This is a genomic window from Parabacteroides sp. CAG:2 (assembly GCF_000436315.1).
In the GTDB taxonomy this organism is placed as follows: Bacteria; Bacteroidota; Bacteroidia; order Bacteroidales; family Tannerellaceae; genus Parabacteroides; species Parabacteroides distasonis.
This window is the reverse complement of sequence record NZ_FR885294.1, coordinates 4,428-24,400: the sequence shown is the minus strand read 5'-3', so window position 1 is coordinate 24,400 and position 19,973 is coordinate 4,428. Positions and strand designations below refer to the sequence as shown.

The 19,973-nt window shown below is 47.1% G+C and carries 19 protein-coding genes; 14 read left to right on the top strand and 5 right to left on the bottom strand.

The genetic code is table 11. The annotated features are described in order from the left end of the window. The first annotated feature begins 254 nt into the window (after window positions 1-254). From QVP94_RS09530 to QVP94_RS09515, 4 genes are all read left to right on the top strand, one after another. On the top strand, window positions 255-626 hold the full coding sequence (locus tag QVP94_RS09530) for a DUF2141 domain-containing protein (protein ID WP_005854631.1): 372 nt from the start codon (window positions 255-257) through the stop codon (window positions 624-626). A 4-nt stretch (window positions 627-630) separates the two neighbouring features. Then, window positions 631-3,003, top strand: a complete 2,373-nt coding sequence (locus tag QVP94_RS09525; protein ID WP_005854633.1) for an outer membrane beta-barrel family protein — start codon at window positions 631-633, stop codon at window positions 3,001-3,003. 97 nt (window positions 3,004-3,100) lie between these two features. Continuing rightward, complete coding sequence (locus QVP94_RS09520) at window positions 3,101-3,730, top strand: hypothetical protein (RefSeq protein ID WP_005854635.1); 630 nt, start codon at window positions 3,101-3,103, stop codon at window positions 3,728-3,730. Next, window positions 3,715-3,999: a winged helix-turn-helix domain-containing protein gene (locus QVP94_RS09515; RefSeq protein ID WP_005854637.1), complete on the top strand. Its 285-nt coding sequence runs from the start codon at window positions 3,715-3,717 to the stop codon at window positions 3,997-3,999. Before QVP94_RS09520 ends, QVP94_RS09515 begins: the two co-directional genes overlap by 16 nt. Before the next feature lie 162 nt (window positions 4,000-4,161). On the opposite strand, the gene ilvA is transcribed toward QVP94_RS09515, so the two are convergent. Beyond that, window positions 4,162-5,361 carry a threonine ammonia-lyase gene (gene ilvA / locus QVP94_RS09510; RefSeq protein ID WP_005854639.1) on the bottom strand — a complete coding sequence of 400 codons (1,200 nt, stop codon included), beginning with the start codon at window positions 5,359-5,361 and terminating at the stop codon, window positions 4,162-4,164. 98 nt (window positions 5,362-5,459) lie between these two features. On the opposite strand from ilvA, the gene QVP94_RS09505 reads away from it, so the two are divergent. After that, window positions 5,460-5,819, top strand: a complete 360-nt coding sequence (locus tag QVP94_RS09505) for a thioredoxin domain-containing protein (RefSeq protein WP_005854641.1) — start codon at window positions 5,460-5,462, stop codon at window positions 5,817-5,819. A gap of 72 nt (window positions 5,820-5,891) precedes the next feature. Here the strand turns inward: QVP94_RS09505 and QVP94_RS09500 are convergent, their stop codons facing one another. Then, on the bottom strand, window positions 5,892-7,202 hold the full coding sequence (locus QVP94_RS09500) for an anaerobic C4-dicarboxylate transporter family protein (RefSeq protein ID WP_005854642.1): 1,311 nt from the start codon (window positions 7,200-7,202) through the stop codon (window positions 5,892-5,894). 87 nt (window positions 7,203-7,289) lie between these two features. Between QVP94_RS09500 and galB the strand changes: the two genes are divergently transcribed. Next, window positions 7,290-9,824 (top strand): beta-galactosidase GalB, encoded by a 2,535-nt coding sequence (gene galB / locus QVP94_RS09495; RefSeq protein WP_022192481.1) that lies wholly within the window; start codon window positions 7,290-7,292, stop codon window positions 9,822-9,824. A 68-nt stretch (window positions 9,825-9,892) separates the two neighbouring features. Here the strand turns inward: galB and QVP94_RS09490 are convergent, their stop codons facing one another. The 3 genes from QVP94_RS09490 to QVP94_RS09480 form a co-directional block, all read right to left on the bottom strand. Then, window positions 9,893-10,726 (bottom strand): PepSY-like domain-containing protein, encoded by an 834-nt coding sequence (locus tag QVP94_RS09490; RefSeq protein ID WP_022192480.1) that lies wholly within the window; start codon window positions 10,724-10,726, stop codon window positions 9,893-9,895. Window positions 10,727-10,858: 132 nt separating this feature from the next. Further along, complete coding sequence (locus tag QVP94_RS09485) at window positions 10,859-12,025, bottom strand: hypothetical protein (protein ID WP_005854648.1); 1,167 nt, start codon at window positions 12,023-12,025, stop codon at window positions 10,859-10,861. Next, the gene (locus QVP94_RS09480; RefSeq protein ID WP_005854650.1) at window positions 12,022-12,750 is read right to left on the bottom strand and encodes a hypothetical protein; all 729 of its coding nucleotides are present in this window, start codon (window positions 12,748-12,750) and stop codon (window positions 12,022-12,024) included. The genes QVP94_RS09485 and QVP94_RS09480 overlap by 4 nt, the downstream gene beginning before the upstream one ends. Window positions 12,751-13,030: 280 nt before the next feature. Here QVP94_RS09480 and QVP94_RS09475 point away from each other — a divergent pair, with 280 nt between their 5' ends. The 8 genes from QVP94_RS09475 to QVP94_RS09440 all read left to right on the top strand — a co-directional run. Next, window positions 13,031-14,275: an efflux RND transporter periplasmic adaptor subunit gene (locus QVP94_RS09475; protein WP_005854652.1), complete on the top strand. Its 1,245-nt coding sequence runs from the start codon at window positions 13,031-13,033 to the stop codon at window positions 14,273-14,275. An 11-nt stretch (window positions 14,276-14,286) separates the two neighbouring features. Then, complete coding sequence (locus tag QVP94_RS09470; protein WP_005854654.1) at window positions 14,287-15,558, top strand: ABC transporter permease; 1,272 nt, start codon at window positions 14,287-14,289, stop codon at window positions 15,556-15,558. A 55-nt stretch (window positions 15,559-15,613) separates the two neighbouring features. Beyond that, window positions 15,614-16,882 carry an ABC transporter permease gene (locus QVP94_RS09465; RefSeq protein WP_005854657.1) on the top strand — a complete coding sequence of 423 codons (1,269 nt, stop codon included), beginning with the start codon at window positions 15,614-15,616 and terminating at the stop codon, window positions 16,880-16,882. Between the two features lie 50 nt (window positions 16,883-16,932). Then, on the top strand, window positions 16,933-17,214 hold the full coding sequence (locus QVP94_RS09460; RefSeq protein ID WP_005854659.1) for a hypothetical protein: 282 nt from the start codon (window positions 16,933-16,935) through the stop codon (window positions 17,212-17,214). Then, window positions 17,204-17,554 (top strand): hypothetical protein, encoded by a 351-nt coding sequence (locus tag QVP94_RS09455; RefSeq protein WP_005854661.1) that lies wholly within the window; start codon window positions 17,204-17,206, stop codon window positions 17,552-17,554. Before QVP94_RS09460 ends, QVP94_RS09455 begins: the two co-directional genes overlap by 11 nt. A 198-nt stretch (window positions 17,555-17,752) precedes the next feature. Continuing rightward, the gene (locus QVP94_RS09450) at window positions 17,753-19,015 is read left to right on the top strand and encodes an ABC transporter permease (protein ID WP_005854663.1); all 1,263 of its coding nucleotides are present in this window, start codon (window positions 17,753-17,755) and stop codon (window positions 19,013-19,015) included. 4 nt (window positions 19,016-19,019) lie between these two features. Further along, complete coding sequence (locus QVP94_RS09445) at window positions 19,020-19,262, top strand: hypothetical protein (RefSeq protein WP_022192479.1); 243 nt, start codon at window positions 19,020-19,022, stop codon at window positions 19,260-19,262. Continuing rightward, the coding region (locus tag QVP94_RS09440; protein ID WP_288213218.1) for an ABC transporter permease at window positions 19,228-19,973 on the top strand (746 nt) is incomplete at its 3' end. The genes QVP94_RS09445 and QVP94_RS09440, both read left to right, overlap by 35 nt.

Sequence of the window (19,973 nt, the reverse complement as noted above, 5' to 3'; positions counted from 1 at the left end):
AACTTAAGATAGTTGTTTTGAAAGCATGTACGTGTTTTCTAGGAGGGTTAGTGGGGGATTTTGGCTGTATTTTGCAGAGTCAAATTTTTATTGGAATATTTTATAATTTTATTTGGTTTATAAAATAAACTTGTCTATATTTGTGATATGCAAAGAGTGATGCGCAGCTCCTTTGCATTTTTTTATCCATGGATGGTTTATAAAATAAACTTGTTTATAGTAACAGTAATAATGATTAAGAGGAGGATACTAAAATGAGACGAGTTTTATTCATATTATCTTTATTCATGTTGGTATGTGGTTACATAGAGGCACGTACTATTATTGTAGAGATTGGAAATATACGTGGTAACCATGGGAATATCCTAGTTATGGCTCAGTCAGGGAAAGATACCAAGCCTGTTTATGGCATGGCGAAGTCTGAGAAAGGAAAGGTTACGATCCGACTGGAAAACGTGGATTGGGAAAAGTTTGATCTGTCCGTATTCCATGACGAGAACGAGAATTGGCAAATGGATATGCTGGAAGGAAAAGGGCCTGCGGAAGGATATGCGTTGAAAAGTTGCGAGGTGAAGGATGAGGAAGCGACTTTCAAATTAAAACTGTATTATCCGGTAAATCAATAGAGCCATGGTACGGTTTTTATTGCTATCGCTTTGGATTTTGGCGATAGGCGGGGGTAGTGCTCAAAAGATCTCGGGACAAACGGTTTATAAAGCCCATGTTTCCGATGCGGAGGGAAATGCCGTGGAATATGCGACCGCTGTGCTTTTATCGGGAGAAAAACAGGTAGGGGGTGCCGTGGCCAATAGTGATGGCGATTTTAGCATGGAGGCGGAGGCTGGGAAGTATAGGCTTGTTGTTCAATGTCTCGGATACGAGCCTTTACGGAAAGAGCTGATCTTACCGATAAAACGGCGGGATTCCTTGATTCTAGATCTATCGAACCATGTTCTGAGGGAAGTCGTTGTTCGAGCGAAGAATATAGAGCGGAAGGCGGACCGCTTTATCATGTCGGTCATGCCATCTGCCGGAAAGGATGGTACGGAATTATTATCGCAGGCACCGGGTGTGTGGCTCTCGGATGGAACGATCCCGATTAATGGGGCGCAAGGGGCGAAGGTGTTTGTGGATGACCGTGAGATTCGTTTAACGGGAGAGGAGCTACTGGCTTATTTGCGGTCTTTGAAATCGGAGGATATAAAAAGGATTGAGGTAATACCGATCGCGGGAGTTGAGTATGAGGCCTCAACTAAGGGTGGAGTGATCAAGATCTCATTGCGGCGACGTCCGGATAACGGTATGCAAGGATATGTATCTTTAGGTACGTCATTGTCTCCATCTTTACAAGGGTATATTCCATCGGCGTCCGTAAATGCACGTGTCGGGAAATGGAGCTTGAATGGAGCGGTATCGGGTACTTTTACTCCCCGGGATAAAGGAGAGATGAACTCCAACAGGGAATACGGAACGGTTGGGAATAAGTTTGTGTCTCAATCTTTGTATGATACGGATTCCAAATATGGGAATGGACGTGTCGGGGCTATTTTCGAGATCGATTCGCTGAATAGTGTCGGAGCTGAGATCGAATATATCAATCAAGCTTCGGACGGAACATCTTGGAGTCAAACGGATTTAGTAAAGAACTCTTATCCTATGAAGAGTACGGGGAATTATCGACAGAAGGATGATTATAACACGTTTTCCGCTACGGTCAATTACTTACGTAAAATGGATGAACGAGGCTCGATATTTAAGGTCATAGCCGATTTCGTAAATAAGCGATCAACCGGGGATAATCTCCATACGATCCGTTATGAACAATCTAATTGGAGCCGTGATACGGTTTACCGGAGTCATGCGGCGGCGGATTATGATATGGCGACAACCGATATTTCTTTCCAAAAGAATTTGCGTGAAAAAATGTCTTTGAAAATCGGGACCAAATATACCTATACGTTGATGGATGATTATTCCTTGTACGAGGGTTTAAACTCTAGTGGGAGTTGGATTCCTAATGAGGAATATGGATATACCTTGAGATATAATGAAAACATTGTAGGAGCTTACGCCTCTTTCTCTGCGGAGATCAAGAACTGGTCGTTCGTTGCGGGGGTACGTGCGGAATATTCCAAGACGTCGGATAGAAGTGAGGATTTTAGTCGGGATTATCTGGATCTTTTTCCGAACTTGAACGTGACCTATGCGTTCGATCCCATCAAGAGGTGGATGCTGGTAGGGCAATATGCTCGTAATATCGAACGTCCTCCGTTCTATACCTTGAATCCGAATCGTATACAGAGTTCGGACTATAGTTATCAGATCGGGAATCCTTATCTGCGTCCTACTTATATCAATCGTTTCAGTGTAACGTTGGTTTATAATTATCGTTATACGGTGACTGTAGGAGGAAACTTGCACCACGACTTGATCCGGGAGTTCTGTAAACAAGATGTGGCGAATCCCGATGTATCCTATATCACGTATGAAAATCACGATCGGGAAAACCATTGGTTTGTAGCGGTCAGCTTGCCGTATCAACCCTTTACTTGGTGTAACTTGACAGGGAATTTCATAGGCGTACGGCAGGATATCCGGATGACGGAATTGTCTTCTTTCTCGTCTCATTATTTAGGGTTTGCCAATGCGATCGCTACCTTTACGCTGCCGGCAGGTTTTACGGTGGAGGCCCGGTATAGTGGAACGAGCCGGCTATATTCCGGTAATAGCGAGGTTGCCCCCCGGCATACGGTTGGAGTAATGGCGAGAAAGAAACTATTGAATGATAAGCTATTGTTGGCAGTTTCAGTCGATAATATCTTTAACCAAGCCAATGAGTACGCCAGTACGTTGGATGTTTATCGAACATCATCCCGTTATGAAAACGGATTTACAGGAAGGGTCTTTAAGGTTGCGTTGACATGGAATTTCAATAGCGGAAAGAAAGTAAGGAAGAGTAAGATTGAGATCGGTTCCGAACGGAGTCGCCTGAATGAAAAATAATAACCGAAAGGTTGCTCAGAAATACCAATGGCCTTATCTTTGGATACGTATTTACATTTTTACATTGAATGAAGAACAAGATAAAATAAATACAGTTATGGAAGATAGAAAATTATCAGAAAAAGAAAGTCTGGATATTATCACTCAGATGATCAACTCCAGCAAGCGAAATATGAAAGTAGGGAGTGGCAATGTGTTGCTTTATTGGGGGTATTTTACCGTGCTCTTATCGGTCGTGATATCCTCTTTGATAGTGTATACGCAAAATTATATTTGGTCTTGGGGATGGATGCTCATGTTTGCTGTCGGACCGGTTATTTCATATAAGCAAAGAGGTTGCGAGCCGGCCGTGGTGACTTATACGGATAAGACGATCTCCAGTGTATGGCAAGTGTTTGGCTGTATGTTTGGACTTACGTTCGTCTTGATCGCGGCGTTTTGCGTGCTTTATGAACAATCCGTCAATTTTATATTAATGCTTCCTTTATCGTTATTATATTGTGGGTTGGGGGTGTCGATAAATGGCATTATCTTGCGGGAGAAATGGATGATTTACTCTCCGGTAGTTGCTTTCGTCTTAGTTATCTACATGCTGATGAGTTTGATAAATCATGGTCCTGTCACGGTCTTGTGGTATTTGTATTTTGGCCTTTCATTTGTGGTAATGATGATTATTCCCGGGCATATTCTTAATAATAAAGCTAAAAAACAATGTTTAAAGAACTAGATCCTTTATTGCACTCACAACTCCGGTTGGCGATCATGTCTATCTTGCTATCGGTGGAGGAGGCGGAGTTTGTCTATATCAAGGAGAAGACGAACGCTACGGCGGGAAATCTCAGCGTCCAATTGGACAAACTTAATGAAGCTGGTTATATCGAGATCGAGAAGGGGTTTGCCGGGAAGAAGCCCCGAACGGTTTGCCGGATCACAGACAAAGGACGCTTGGCGATGGAGGAGTATGTGAATACATTAAGACAATATATTAATATTTAGCTTGTGCCATTTTTAGGGCACGCTTATGCCACCGTGATGGCACAGCTATGCCATAAGGATGGCACAAGTGTGCCACTGGGATGGCACGGCTGTGCCACGCCTATGGAAAGTAGTGGCACAGTAATGGTTTGTCAATCAGTTGTATGCTTTGGGGCGAATTGTTTATCCTTCCACTATCTTATATCCCGAAACGGTGAGTAATTGCCGGATCTCATTAATTTGCTGTTGATTTCTTGTTTCCATCTCCAACCGCAGATAACAGCCATTGATATCAGCCGTATGGCTGACACGCTCGTGGTATACGGATACTACGTTGGCACCGGTAGAGGCGATGATTTCGGATACATGCTGTAATTGTCCGGGTTTGTCTACCAATTCGATCGTCATGGAACAAGAGCGGCCGGATTTCTGCAAACCGCGTCCGATTACCCGGGAGAGGATATTCACGTCGATATTTCCGCCGGAAATCAAACAGATTACTTTTTTCCCTTTGATGGGTACTTTATTAAACATGGCGGCGGCCACGGCTACGGCACCCGCCCCTTCGGCGATTAATTTATGTTGCTCGATCAACGCGAGGATAGCGGTGGAAATCTCATCGTCTGTCACGGATACGATCTCGTCCACATATTGCTGGCAAAGATCGAAAGTATGTATTCCCGGTTCTTTTACGGCGATACCGTCGGCTATGGTACGTACACCTTCGAGGCGTTCGATTTTCCCATGCTCGATAGAGTTTAACATGCTGGGCGCTCCTTTGGCTTGCACTCCGTAAACTCTGATATCCGGGTTCAAGTTCTTGATGGCATAGGCGACTCCGGAGATCAGCCCACCCCCTCCGATCGGAATGATTACAGCCTCTACTTCCGGGAGTTGTTCCAATAACTCCAGACCGATGGTCCCTTGTCCGGCGATCACATCCTCATCATCAAACGGATGGATAAATGTGTATCCTTTCTCATCCTTCAATTGTAAAGCCTTGTTATAGGCGTCATCGTAAACACCTTCGACAAGGCATACATCTGCCCCATAAGATTTAGTAGCCTCGACTTTAGAGATAGGAGCGTTATCGGGCAAGCAGATTAAGGACTTGATACCATGAGCGGTAGCCGCTAATGCCACACCTTGGGCATGGTTTCCCGCCGAGCAAGCCACTACGCCATGCGATTTCTCTTCTTCCGTAAGCTGGGCGATCTTGAAACAAGCGCCGCGCACTTTAAACGATCCGGTTACTTGTAAGTTCTCTGGTTTTAGAAAAATATGGGATTCCGGATTGATATTGGGAGCGCTGATTAAATCAGTGCGTCTGATGACTGTCTTCAAGGCATATGATGCCTGATAAATTTTATCGAGTGTGAGCATTCTGTCTGTATGTTAAAACGATGTCGCGAAAGTATAAAAAATACCGCAACCTATTCATACTTATCTTTGTTATATTATAAATCAAAATATAGAGAAGTATGGTAGTGATCGATTTAACGAAAGATGGTTTTATCGCCAATGTCGGTGATTTTGAGGCAAATCCCAAAGATTGGAAATATATAGGAAGTCGTCCTTGCCTCATAGATTTTCACGCTCCTTGGTGCGGTTATTGCAAACGCTTAAGCCCGATATTGGATGAGTTTGCCAAAGAATTTGATGGGAAGATTTATATTTATAAGGTGGATGTGGATCAAGAGGAGGCACTCGAGACAGCCTTTAATATCCGAACGATTCCCACTTTGATGTTTTGCCCGCTAGACGGCCCCCGTGAGATGATGATCGGCACGATGGGAAAACTGGAGTTAAAGCAGTTGATTCAGGAAAAATTGTTGAAGTAATATAATATGGATATATGGTGTGGGGTGTAGAGACGTAGCGTGTATGCTGCGTCTCTATTTTTTGCTTTCTCATTATATGAATTGAATGAATAGTAACCCCAATCCTACAGAAACTCCGGTCGCTATCAATCCCGGCATCATGAAAGAATGGTTCAAGATGTATTTACCGATGCGGGTCGTGCCCGTGCGATCGAAGTTGATGGCGGCTACGACTGTCGGGTAGTTTGGGATGAAGAAATAACCGTTTACGGCGGGGAATAAAGCGATCAACATATAGGGTGAGATTCCCAATGCGATCCCTAGCGGCAATAACGCACGAATGGTAGCCGCTTGGCTAAATAATAAAATGGACATTACGAAAAGGGCCAACCCGAATAACCAAGGCATCTGTGTAACTATATGCTCGATAGATCCCTTTAATTCAGTCATATTGCCGGCGATAAATGTATCTCCCATCCAAGCGATACCGAAGATCGCTACCACCGCTTGCATACCTGCGGAAAAAACGGAACCCTGTGCGGCCTTGATACCATCTGTTTTTGTAAATAATAAGATGAAAGCGGAGGCTGTCAACATTAATACCTCAATAATATGTGACATCTGCATCGAGACCTTTTCCGTGCCGACGGTAAAGACCGGACGTAGGGACTCCATAGAACCAAAAATAACGATCGCTATCGTAGCGAGAACAAATATAGAGACCGATAAGGCCGCTTTCATTTGGTTTTCAACGCCTTTCGCCTCATAATGTTCCGTGCTAAACTCATGGTTCGCCACCCGCTTTAAGTATTCCGGATCTTGATCTAGCTCTTTACCGACCTTTAAAGAGTAGATCGCTCCCACTAACACACCTAATAAGGTACAAGGAACAGAGATCATCAAGATATTCATCAAGGAGATATTGTATCCGGACAACATACTTAATAAAGCTACCGTAGCCGCCGATATCGGACTAGCGGTAATAGCTTGCTGAGAAGCGATCACGGCGATCGCCATCGGACGTTCGGGACGGATCTTCGTTTCCGTAGCGACCTCGGCGATTACCGGAAGGACCGAATAAGCCACATGCCCCGTTCCGGCTATGAAGGTAAACAAATAGGTGACGAGCGGGCTTAATATCGTGATTCGTTGAGGATTCTTGCGAAGCAATTTTTCCGCCCACTTAACCATAAGATCAAGTCCGCCAGCGGCTTGCATACAACTAGCCGCCGCTATTACGGCAACGATCATAAGCATGACATCGATAGGAGGGGAAGTGGGCTGGAGCCCGAATCCAAAGGTGAGTATACCGAGTCCGAGACCTCCTAACACGCCTAATCCGATACCACCGATACGGGCACCTATAATAATGGCTATTAAAACGAAAGCTAATTGTAACAACATGCTGTGCAATTCTTTTGATTTAGTTTGTATTGGAGACAAAAATACTTATTTTTGCTCCGCTATGAATAACAAAAACACAAAAAACGAATGAAAAGAACAAGTTTCGCTATTTTGATCGGTTTGTTTTGCCTTTTCCCTGCGCTTTTTTCTCAAGTACGCAGTGAGTTCCTGTTGGAAAAGAATTGGAAGTTCACCCGGGAAGACAGCCCGGAGTTTATCAATCCTACTTTTAACGATAGCAAATGGCAATCTGTGACCGTTCCGCATGATTGGGCGATTTACGGCCCTTTCAGCTCTCAGAATGATAAGCAAGAGGTCGCTATCGCCCAAGACGGACAAACGGAGGCCATGGAACATGCCGGCCGAACCGGAGGTTTGCCTTTCGTGGGAGTCGGCTGGTACCGGACCGAGTTTGAGGTTCCTCAATTTACGGATGGGAAGCGTGCCACGATCCTGTTCGACGGTGCGATGAGCCATGCTAAGGTCTACGTGAACGGACAAGAGGTTGGATATTGGCCGTATGGCTATAATTCTTTCTATTTCGATATCACGAAACAACTCATGCCGGGGAAAAAGAACACCTTGGCGGTTCGCCTCGAGAACTTGCCGGAATCCTCCCGTTGGTATCCGGGAGCGGGATTATATAGGAATGTACATGTAATCGTGACGGAAAACGCCTATATCCCGGTCTGGGGAACTTATATTACGACCCCGACCGCCACGAAGGAATTTGCGAAAGTCAATGTACAGACGAAAATCGTACTGCCGGAAGGTGCCGATGCCAGCAAGTATAGCGTGAAAACCAGTGTATGGAATCCGAACGGGCAGAAGTTGACGGAGCAGACTACGCCTCTCTCACAGATTAAGTACAATGATAATAGCCTCTCCCAAGAGTTTATCATCCAGACCCCGACTTTATGGTCGCCGGATATGCCCGTCCTGTATTCCGCGGAGACTCGTCTCTATGAGGGCGATCAACTGAAAGATATATATACGACCCCGTTCGGTATCCGTTCAATCGAGATCATTCCGAATAAAGGCTTTTTCTTGAATGGTGAGAAGACGGTATTCAAAGGCGTTTGTAATCACCATGACTTAGGCCCGTTAGGGGCTGCCGTCAATGATGCCGCTATCCGTCGTCAGATCCGGATCTTGAAGGACATGGGATGCAACGCTATCCGTACTTCCCATAATATGCCGGCTCCCGAGTTGGTAAGGGCTTGCGATGAGATGGGTATGATGTTGATGGCAGAGAGCTTCGACGAGTGGAACAAGGCGAAATGCGCGAACGGCTATAATTTGATTTTCGACGAATGGGTGGAGAAAGACCTCGTGAATCTGGTACATCATTACCGGAATAACCCGAGCGTCGTGATGGGGTGCGTCGGGAACGAGGGGCCCGTGATGTGGTGCGTCGGTAACGAGGTGCCTAACCAATGGGATGAGAGCGGTTGTAAGATCTCCAAGTTCTTGCAGGATATCTGCCATCGGGAAGACCCGACTCGTCCGGTGACGCAAGGTATGGATGCCCCGGATGCCGTCGTGAATAATAATATGGCGGCGGTGATGGATGTGGCGGGATTCAATTATCGTCCGTTCCGTTATCAAGTGAATTATAAGAAACTGCCTCAGCAAATAATCTTGGGAAGCGAGACGGCCTCCACGGTTAGCTCACGAGGGGTTTATAAATTCCCGGTAGAGCGTAAGGCGATGGCTGTCTATGAGGATCACCAAAGTTCCTCGTACGACGTGGAGCATTGCAACTGGTCTAATCTGCCGGAGGACGATTTTATCCAGCATGAGGACCTTCCGTATTGTATCGGGGAATTCGTATGGACAGGATTTGATTATCTGGGCGAGCCTACTCCTTATTATACGAATTGGCCAAGCCATAGCTCCTTGTTCGGTATTATCGATTTGGCGGGTATCCCCAAGGATCGTTACTATCTATACCGTAGTCATTGGAACAAAAGCGCCAAGACCTTGCATATCCTGCCGCATTGGACATGGCCGGGACGTGAGGGCGAGGTGACACCCGTATTCGTTTATACCAATTATCCTTCCGCCGAATTGTTTATCAACGGAAAGAGCCAAGGGAAACGTACGAAAGACCTAAGCATCGGTATCGATAGTAGTTATACCGAAGCGGCTCAAAAGAGTTTCGAGCGCCAGAAACGATATCGTTTGATGTGGATGGATACCAAATACGAGCCGGGAACTTTGAAAGTGGTCGCTTATGATAAGGAGGGTAACGCTGTGGCCGAGGAGGAGGTTCATACCGCAGGGAAGCCGCATCATATTGAGTTATCCGCCGATCGTAACCAATTGACGGCTGACGGAAAAGACCTTTCTTTCATCAATGTTAGAGTCGTAGACAAGAACGGTAACCTTTGTCCGGATGATACCCGCCAGATCCAGTTTAAGGTACGTGGTGCCGGAGCCTACCGTGCGGCGGCAAATGGAAATAGCGCCAGTCTGGAACTCTTCCATCTTCCGGAAATGAAACTGTTTAGCGGGCAACTTACCGCTATCGTGCAGACGGCCGAGGAACCGGGGACGATCTATTTCGAGGCTTCCGCACCGGGAGTAAAAGGGGCGACCTTGGAATTGATCAGTAAATAAGCTTGATTATCATATAACGTAAACCGCGCGATTCAAGTCCGGAGACGGCTGTGAATCGCGCGGCTTTTTTATACGATATTCCCGAATACATCAAAGGTAATCGTCTCGTCCTGCCCGTTATGTGAAACCTTGAATAGGTAGAAGGTGCCATTGGCATTCAATAACGTATATATGGACTGTATCTTGTCGCTAGCGTAAGCGGAGGATTCGAAGCCTTGCATCACGATCTGCGGAACCTCTTGCTCGGACATGGCCCATGTGGTACTTTGCCACCTGTAATCCTTATTCAATTGCGCCACTTTATAAATCTGGTTATCGATCATATCCAGCTCGTAACCTAGGCTGTTCTGTTGGATATCCAGCAACTCGGCGTTGGCGAAAGTGATCTCCATCAGGTTGCTGACCTCTTTCGGGATAACGATCGGCGCGTCATTATTGATCTCATCGTCCACGGCTTTGATCAGGTTTCCATACTGTGAATAATACAGGTCTACTTCGCTATTGGACTGCTCCGCCTCGATCTTGTAAACGATTCCCATATTTAGGCGATTGATGGCGTACGTGTCATCCACGGTCCAATTTGAGTAAAAGCCTTGTTTGAAGGCGGTGGATACCGCTGCCGGTAATTGGGCGAAAGAGATGTCTATCTTCTCCATCATCCATATGCCTTGATCCGTGAACCAAGCTGTTGTCTCGGAGCCGCCGTTGTTGAAATCTACCACATAATAGTTACCTTCGATCTCAAAAACAGGGTTTTTGGCATCGGGATATTTCTCTTGGAAAGCGTTCTCTACCGGTGGAAGAGGGATAATGCCTTGATGATCATCATCATTTTTGCTACAGCCAGAGAAAAAGAGAGTCAGACCGGCTATACAGGTGAATAGAATTAGTCTTGTGTTCATACATTTTGCGTTTATAAGTTTTGGGCATAGAACAACAGGTCTATCGGAAAAGTTTTGAGCGAAATCGATTTAAGTATATTGAATCAAGAACAAGGATCTTGTTTCGACGAGATCCTTGTTCTTGTATAATTGCTACGGATTTACGTTCAAATAATAGGTTGCTGTGCCTATTAAAGAACTTCCATTATACATTGCGCAGGTGATGCGAAGAGATCCACCGTAATGTTGGGAGTTTAGATAGACACTAACATCTAATCGATTACCGGAAGGATAAGTGTACCATCTATCGCATTCTCCATAGAATTCAGCGTTCCAGCTATACGAGGTCGGAGTTCCTGTCTTTGTGTAAGCATATAAAGTCGTCGTGGCATTACCCCCTGGCGCATTGATAGAGGAACTGCCGCTACTATAATCCTCTTGACTCTTCCCTATATAAACAGTCGGCATATCATTTTTTTTCATATATTTTAAGCTTGATGCATCAAAGGGACAATGAGCTTTGGGATGCCTCATAAGAGCGTATTCCCCCCATTTGGAGATGAATATATTGGGCGTAGATGTCGTTACGGCAGAGTGATTATCACTAAGATAGGATACTTTGGTTGCGGCACCTGTTGTTGATATATAACTACCATCTAACCAATATACGTTTGTGGGATTAATAGTCCATCCCATCCAAACTGCTGATCCGCCTTCAGTCATATACCAAGCATAGGCATGACAATTGTAAGTGGTTGTTGAACTACTTATTAGAGTTGCTTGTGAATAGGTTGTTGTACAATATTGGTCATGGCTCGCTTTTTGTGAGGCTGATAATTCCTCACTTCTGTAGTAAGTGTCATTAACGAGTGTCCCGTTAGGAGTGTAAACAGTAGCGGCTGCTCCTTGAGCTTTTGTCTCAACATTGAGATTCGGCTCCCAAATCATGTTTAAATTCTCCATAGTGATCCATTCATTGGGGAATTTTTCGATTCGTTCTCCGGAAAGCAAGAATAGTAATTGCCCGCAAGAAGCACAAGAATTCACCCCATCCAAAACGAGAATGTGTTCTTTTCCATCTCCTTGAATAGTAAAGACCCAAGGGTATGGATAGTCTGTTCCCTTGACATGGGAGTGAGCGACAGAATCTACTACATTCACCAACCATTTAGGATATGTTATCTTTCCGTCTTTAATGACAATTTCTGAACTGGATGTCAAGATTTCTTTATCACCTCCTTGCATATTATCCATTTCATTGTCACATGCGTTCAGCGTGAATGCCAGCATGATTATTAAATAGTATAATACTTTTTTCATGATCTCAATTTATTAAAGGTTACAATGTATTGTTTTAATAACTCTTCGATTACATTACTGCCCGTTAGCTTTTCATCGATGGTGAATTGTTTAAATTTGGGCGTAATGGTCTTGTTGTCTATCCGTTCTAGACTTCGACCTAGGAGATAGACTACGGTTTTTAGACCATATTGTCCATAAATATCCGGGTTGTTTTGTTTGTAAAGGAGTCTCTTTACGGCTTCGGAGGAGATCTCTTGCTGTAAAAGATTATTTGTATTAGATAATATCGTCTCATTAGACAGAAGAGCCTCGATTACCATTTGCCGACTAATTTCATTACCTATTTCTATGGAAGTCAACACTCCTGCTTTCAGTAATTCTTGTTTTTTCATCTTCTCAAATAGCAAAGAAGCATTGTCTTTCCTTTTGAATAACTCTTGTAACCCGTTAAAACGTGCGGAAACCTTGCTAATGCCTTCCTGTATTCCATTGTAAGCGAATATGTCGCCTAATAATGGGTAAGCAAGGCAAAGTTCTATAAGCTCTTCTGTTGATACCGTTTTTAATATCTCTGCCGGAATTTGGCAGGCTTTCAGCATATCCTCATGTGTGGATAATGCTTGCCAAGCCTCCGTTCCTGGTTTTATGGGGTAATCCCAACTTTTTATTGATTGTGCGTTCATATCTATCGATATAAACACGAGGAGGAAAATGCTCCAAACGAAAGTTACTGTTTTTTTCATCTCTCTTTAGAATTTAGGGTAAATAATATAAGATTGGTATTCCTTGATTATGGATTTTCCCAAAAATAGTCCTTTTTGTAAAGATAATCAAGTATTTATATGTTAATTATGATTGAATATCTGTAGATTCTCATTGCTGATGTCTTTGTTTTCGTACAAAAGCGGACACAGTGTTCGATATCGGACATCTCTTTTGTTTTATTTCTTCAATAAATCAATTACTTACGTTTTTGGCACGGGGTTTGCTCTTTGGAGGGTGGAAAATAAAAACAAACGAAATATGGACAGAGAGATATCAAAAGAGGTTCGGCAGAAGGAGCAGCGTAAACAGTTTATAAAGCTGGGGGCGGGGATCGGTATTGCCGTTGTCTTGATTGGCGGGGTGATCGGTTTTATGCAAACCAGCCTGCAACGGAAGGACTTGGTTTTTTCAACGGTAGATAAAGGAGTGATCGAGGTTTCCGTTAGCGCGTCAGGCAAGGTGGTTCCTGCTTTCGAGGAAATCATCAACTCACCGATCAACTCCCGTATCGTCGAGATTTATAAAAAGGGAGGCGATTCCGTGGATGTAGGTACTCCGATCTTGAAACTGGACTTGCTCAGCGCCGAGACGGATTATAAGAAACAATTGGACGAGGAGCAAATGAAACGCCTCCAATTGGATCAACTCCGTATCCAAAACCGCAATAAGCTTTCCGAGATGGAGATGCAATTGAAAGTCTCTCGCATGGAACTGAACCGAAAGGAAGTGGAGTTGCGCAACGAGCGTTATCTGGATAGCCTAGGCGCCGGAACGACCGATAAGGTCCGTCAAGTGGAACTGGACTATAACGTTAGCGTCTTGAAACTGAAAGAGGATGAGCAAAAATATGAGAACGAGAAATCCTTGACGGATGCCGATTATAAAGTGAAAGAACTCGACCTGAACATCTTCCGAAAGAGTCTAGCCGAGACGAAGCGTACCTTGGAAGACGCCCAGATACGCTCTCCCCGCAAGGCGATCCTGACCTACGTGAACAACGAGGTAGGTGCCCAAGTCTCTCAAGGCAGTCGTGTCGCTATCGTCTCCGACTTGTCCCATTTCAAGATAGAGGGGGAGATCGCCGATACCTATGGCGACCGGATCGCCGCCGGTAGCAAGGCCGTCGTAAAGATCGGCAACGATAAACTGGATGGGGTGGTTAGCGATGTTACCCCCTTATCGAAGAACGGCGTGATCTCCTTCACGGTACAGTTGGAGGAGGATAACCATCGCCGCTTGCGCTCCGGTTTGAAGACCGATGTATACGTGATGAATGCGATCAAGGACGATGTGCTGCGTATTTCCAACGCCTCGTTCTACGTCGGGAAAGGAGAGTATGAGTTGTTTGTTGTCAACGGAGACCAATTGATCAAGCGGAAGGTACAGCTGGGAGACAGCAACTTTGAGTATGTAGAAGTAGTCAATGGCTTGGAACCGGGTGACGAGGTGGTCGTTTCCGATATGACAAGTTTCAAGGAAAAGAATAAACTGAAATTGAAATAACGATTCGAATTATGTATAAGCAGTACATCAAACAAGCGGTTCAAATGCTGCGTGAAAATACGCTCGTAAGCATAATCTCTATTTCGGGAACGGCCCTTGCGATCGCCATGGTGTTGGTGATGGTATTGGTGTTCCAGATTAAATCCACGGGATATGCCCCTGAGTCCAATCGGTCTAGGTTTATGTATGTCTGGGGTACGGAAGTCAGTTCGAAATCCCCCGGAGGATCGGATCGTAATCGTGGAGGCATGTCCAGCGAGGTCGTGAAGGAATGTTTCTATACCTTGCGGAAACCAGAGGCCGTATCCGGCTATTGTAGTGATAGCCATTCCTTGTCATTGCCCAATAGACGGCTCTTCAAGGAGTATGAGATTTGTTATACGGACGCGGGCCATTGGAAAATATTCGACCATCCTTTCGTGGAAGGAGGCCCCTTTAGCGAGGCTGATTTTCAATCCGGTATACCGAAGATGGTGCTGTCGGAACAGGTGGCGACCGATTTGTTCGGAACAGGACAGGCCGTCGGGCGGCAGGTTGTGATGGATTTTATCACTTTCACCGTCTGCGGGGTGGTGCGTGACGTACCTTCTTCATTGATGAGCTCCTACGCTCAGGTATGGATACCCTATAGCTGCAATGAGGCCCTGACCCGTGTAAATGGGGAGTATGGGGAGAATATGGCCGGTTATTTCAGCGTGGCCTTATTGGCTCGTTCCTCTTCCGACTTCGATGCCATACGCTCGGAACTAGACCAACAGGTCCGTCGCTACAATGACAGCAAGACCGATTATAACGTAGGTTTCCCTTCCGGGCTACTTTCCCAGTTGGATACGGCCATGGGAAGCGGCGCTTTTCAAAAGGTGGACTGGCCTACCTTCTTGGCCGGATCGGGTGCTTTCCTATTCTTCTTGCTCTTGGTACCGGCGCTGAACTTAACGGGCGTGATCCAATCGTCCGTGCAGAAGCGGAAAGAAGAGATCGGTTTACGTAAGGCTTTCGGGGCTACGGGACAGAATCTTTTGATGCAGATCTTATCGGAGAACTTTGTGCTGACCTTGATCGGCGGCGTGATCGGCATCGGCCTCTCGATGGTCTTGTTGGTGGTAGGGAAGCCTTTCATGTTGAGCGAGAACGTGAGCCTTACGGCGCCTATGCTTATTAAACCGGGCTTATTTATCTCCGCCCTTATCTTTACGTTCTTGCTGAATATATTAAGCGCCGGGATACCGGCATGGCGTACGACAAGGCAACCGATCGTAGAAGCGTTAAAAGGGAACGAGTGAATCCAATGAATGATGAACAATGAGTTGTCAATTGTCAACTATCAACTATCAAATTATGATTAAGCATATATTTAAAATAATATGGGCCCAGCGCAAGAGCAACGGCTGGATACTGGGCGAGTTGGTTATCGTGATGTGCGCCCTTTGGTTTATGATGGATAAGTTATGGGTGGATGTGCGCTGCTATAACGCCCCGATGGGATATGATATCTCGAATACGTGGCGTTTCAAGCTTTCCACGCTCTCGTCGAACGCCCCGGGTTATGTGCCCGACTCACTTTACGACTCGAACGCAACACAGGATTTGTTGAAGCTTATGGAACGTATCCGCCAAGAGCAGGAGGTCGAGGAGGTATGTGTTACGTATTGGTCCATGCCTTATTCAAACGGAAGTTCGTGGGGGACGCTTCTTCCCTTGGGCGCTGATACCTCGAAGGCGGTAGGACAGAACTACCACAAGCTGAAAGTATCCCCTTCTTATTTCGATGTATTCCGTATGAAGGATAAGGAGGGCCGTGCTATTACCCCGTTGGTGGAGAACGCTTACCGTCCGCTCGTCATAACGGCGGAGGCGGAAGATTTCTTCTTCGGGGGGCAGTCTGCCATAGGCCGGCAGATCTCGGAGAATGACGACCTTTCCGAGCCTTTCACGATCGCCGCCGTGCTTCCTACCTTCCGTAGCAATGACTTCGACCGCCCGGAGAACTGCGCTTTCACGATATTGAAAGGTGAGTCATTGCAGGAGTTCGTGAAGAATTTCGGCGTAAGGAGCGCTGAACTATCGGTACGTACGAAACGCCCGATGACCGAGGATGAGATGTACGCTTTCTTGGAGAAAACAGCGGATCGGATGACGGTAAATAACACCTTCGTCCACGGTGTCACCCTCCTTGCCGACCAGCGTGATGACCAACTCCGGTTTACCAAGAACGAGAACAGCAAGAAACTCTCCATGATGGCCTTCCTGCTCGTGAACGTATTCTTCGGTATCGTAGGCACGTTCTGGTTGCGTACCGAGCGGCGGCGTAGCGAGATCGGTCTCCGCATGGCGATCGGTTCCAGCCGGGGCAGGCTGGGCGAGTACATGTATCTGGAAGGTCTGGGCCTCTTGGCGATCACCGTGCCGATCCTACTGGTCTTCGTCTTCAATATGGCCTTTTTGGATAAGCTGGATTCCTACCGCGAGCCCCTCTCCATCCTCCGCTTTCTAGTAACCCTCAGCGTCTCCTACCTCCTGATGGCCGGCATGATCTGCATGGGAATCTGGTTCCCTGTCCGCAAGGCGGTAAAGATGGCTCCGGCGGAGGCGTTGCATTACGAATAAATTGTTTATCTTTGCGTCTGTCAATTTATTAATGAGAAAGGAGCAAGCGTATGACAGCTATAGAATTAAAAATGTCGTTATTGCAAGAGGTGATGTCTTTGGAGGATGAACAGTTGATCAAGAAGGCCCTCGACAGCGTCCGCCGTATGAAGATGGCTGCCTTTGGAAAGGCCACCCCGGTAGAGAAGCCGGCAGACGATTACGCGGAGCCTACCAAGGAGGAGATCTTGGCGGGGCTAAGGAATGCCCTGCAAGACGTGAAGGATTTGCGTGAGGGCAAGGATGTGGGGCATAAGTTTAGAGACTTGAGTGAGTTGCTCAATGAGGTATAGGATAAAAACCCATCAAGACTTCGATAAAGAGTTCAAACGTCTCTGTAAGAAGTATAGCTCATTGAAGGCTGATTTATCGGCTTTGGGTAAGTCTTTGAGCGAGAACCCTGATCAAGGGACGAGCTTAGGCAAAGGCGTTCGCAAGGTACGCATGGCCATCGCCTCCAAAGGAAAAGGAAAGAGCCATGGGGCGAGAGTGATTACTTACACGGAGGCCATTGTCTGCGCAGATAATGAGGGTACGGTTATTCTCCTCACGATCTACGATAAGGCCGACCGTGACTCCATTTCGGCAGCCGAGATCGATGAACTGCTGAGATCCTTACGTTGGGAATTATAAAATCTGAAACTGTCCATAATCGCTGTCCGATAACGAATCAAGTGTTCGTTATCGGACAGCTTTTTTTACGGGGTGATGTTAGGAATCAAGTGGTTACGTTTTTGGCACGTTATTTGCCTCCGTAGGGGCACAAAGTCGGATGATAACAAACAATCACTGTTTTAGTCGGGTAATAGATAATTTATAATACAAAGGTTTATGATAAAGCAATACATTAAACAAGCGTTGAGGATGATCGGGGAGAACAAGCTGTTGAGCGTGATCTCGATACTCGGTACCGCCTTGGCCATTTGCATGATCATGGTGATCGTCATCCTATATGTCGTGAATACGGCGAGTTTCAAGCCGGAGGTAAACCGTGGCCGCACCTGCTACATAACGACCGTCATGAGCAATGGCAAGGATGATAACCGGCGCATTTCCTACTCGTCGTTGGGACTGCCCTTGGTGAAGGAATGCTGCTATCCGCTGAAAGGGGCGGAGGCCGTTACCGCCATCAACATGGATCGCTATAGGCCGTTGACCGCCTCGTCTATGGACGGGCTTAAGAACCGGACGAGTTACATCTCTTATACGGATACCGCCTTCTGGAAGGTCTTCCAGTTCGATTTCCTGCAAGGAGGCCCCTTCAGCCCGGCGGCTTTCACGAGCGGTATCCGCAACGCCGTGATCAGCGAGAGCGTGGCCTTGGCCCTTTTCGGCACGGACCAAGTCGTGGGGCGGGAGATGAAGCTCGATTTCATCGTCTACAATATCTGCGGGGTCGTGAAGGACGTATCCCGGTTCGCCTCGAAAGCGTGGGCGGAGGTCTGGATCCCTTACACGGTGCGGGACGACGGGGGATACCAAGAGGGCATCAACGGCTCGTATAGCTGTTGCGTCCTGCTGAAACCGGGCGTCACGAGGGAGGAGTTGAGGACCGAGGCGCTGCGGAAGGTCGAGGAGTTCAACGCCAAGACCCGGGACGTCAAGGCCGATATCCTTCACCAGCCCTCCACCCAGATCGAGGAATGGATCGGCGGCGGTAGCGAGTTCGGGGCGAACCTCTTCTACCTCTACGTCCGTTACGGCATCATCCTTTTCATCCTCCTGCTGGTTCCGGCCTTGAACCTATCGGGCATCACCCTGTCGAGGATGCGCCGCCGGATGGCCGAGCTTGGCGTACGCCGGGCTTTCGGGGCCACGCAAGGCACCATCCTCTGGCAAGTGCTGTCCGAGAACATGGTCTTGACCCTGCTCGGCGGGTTGCTGGGATTGGCGATGTCGTACGGCGCCATGTTGTTGCTGAGGGACTGGTTGCTGGTCACCTCGCTGGGGAAGACGGGGCTTTCCACCGGGATGTTTAACGGGGCGGTCTTTATCGCCGCCTTCCTGTTCTGCCTCGTGCTGAACCTGTTTTCCGCCGGCCTCCCGGCTTGGCGAATGTCAAGATTGAATATTACGGACTCTATAAATGGTTGACGCTATGTATAAGATGATTCTAAAACAACTCTGGAACGAGCGCAAGGGGAACTTGTTTATCTGGTTGGAAATGCTCGTGGTCTCTATCTTCCTGTGGTACGCGGCGGACGCCTTGTTCGTGATGTACAGACTCTACTCGCAGCCCTTGGGCTTTAACATCGAGCATACGTATCATGTGAGTTTCGGCGTGATCCCGGAGGAAAGTCCCGATTATGACACGACCTCCGGAGGAAAGCCCCGATTATGACACGACCGCCGTGCATAGCGAGCGGGGAGGCGGGGATTACCTGACCTTGATGGACCGCATCCGCCGGAACCCCTCCGTGGAATCAATCTGTTTCACCACCGGCGTGCATTTCCATTACCGGGGATCGAACCAATACGCCACGTTCCGGAAGGACTCGTTGATCCGTAATGGCTTCGTGCGCTTCGTCTCGCCCACCTATTTCGAGGTGTTCGGCGTGAAGACGGCAGAAGGCGGTTCCCCCTCGGAGTTGGTGGACGCCCTGCGCGACAACCAAGTGGTGGTGACGGGCCGTGTAGCCGATGACTTCTTCGGCAACCCGGCGGCGGCTGCGCATCAAGAGATCTATATCACCGACCAAGGCTCTCGTGATAGCGTGGCCTACCGTATCGGTGGTGTCTGCGAGAAACAACGTTACTGCGAGTTCACCGGCTATGATTACGCCTACTATAAGCTGGTGGACGAGAACAAGGTGGCCGAGGAGGGCGATTGGGTCGGAGAGGGCCTGAACACCTTCATCCGGGTGAAGCCCGGTGCGGACGGCGTCGCTTTCGCCACCAACTTCCGGAAGGAGATGGAGCAGCAATTGCGCGTGGGCAATATCTATCTGAAGGATGTCTTCCCGATGTCCCATTACCGGGACCAGTTCCTTGAGCGTTGGTTGGATCAAGTCCGCCTTTACGTGGCGGGCATCGCCTTCTTCCTGCTGAATGT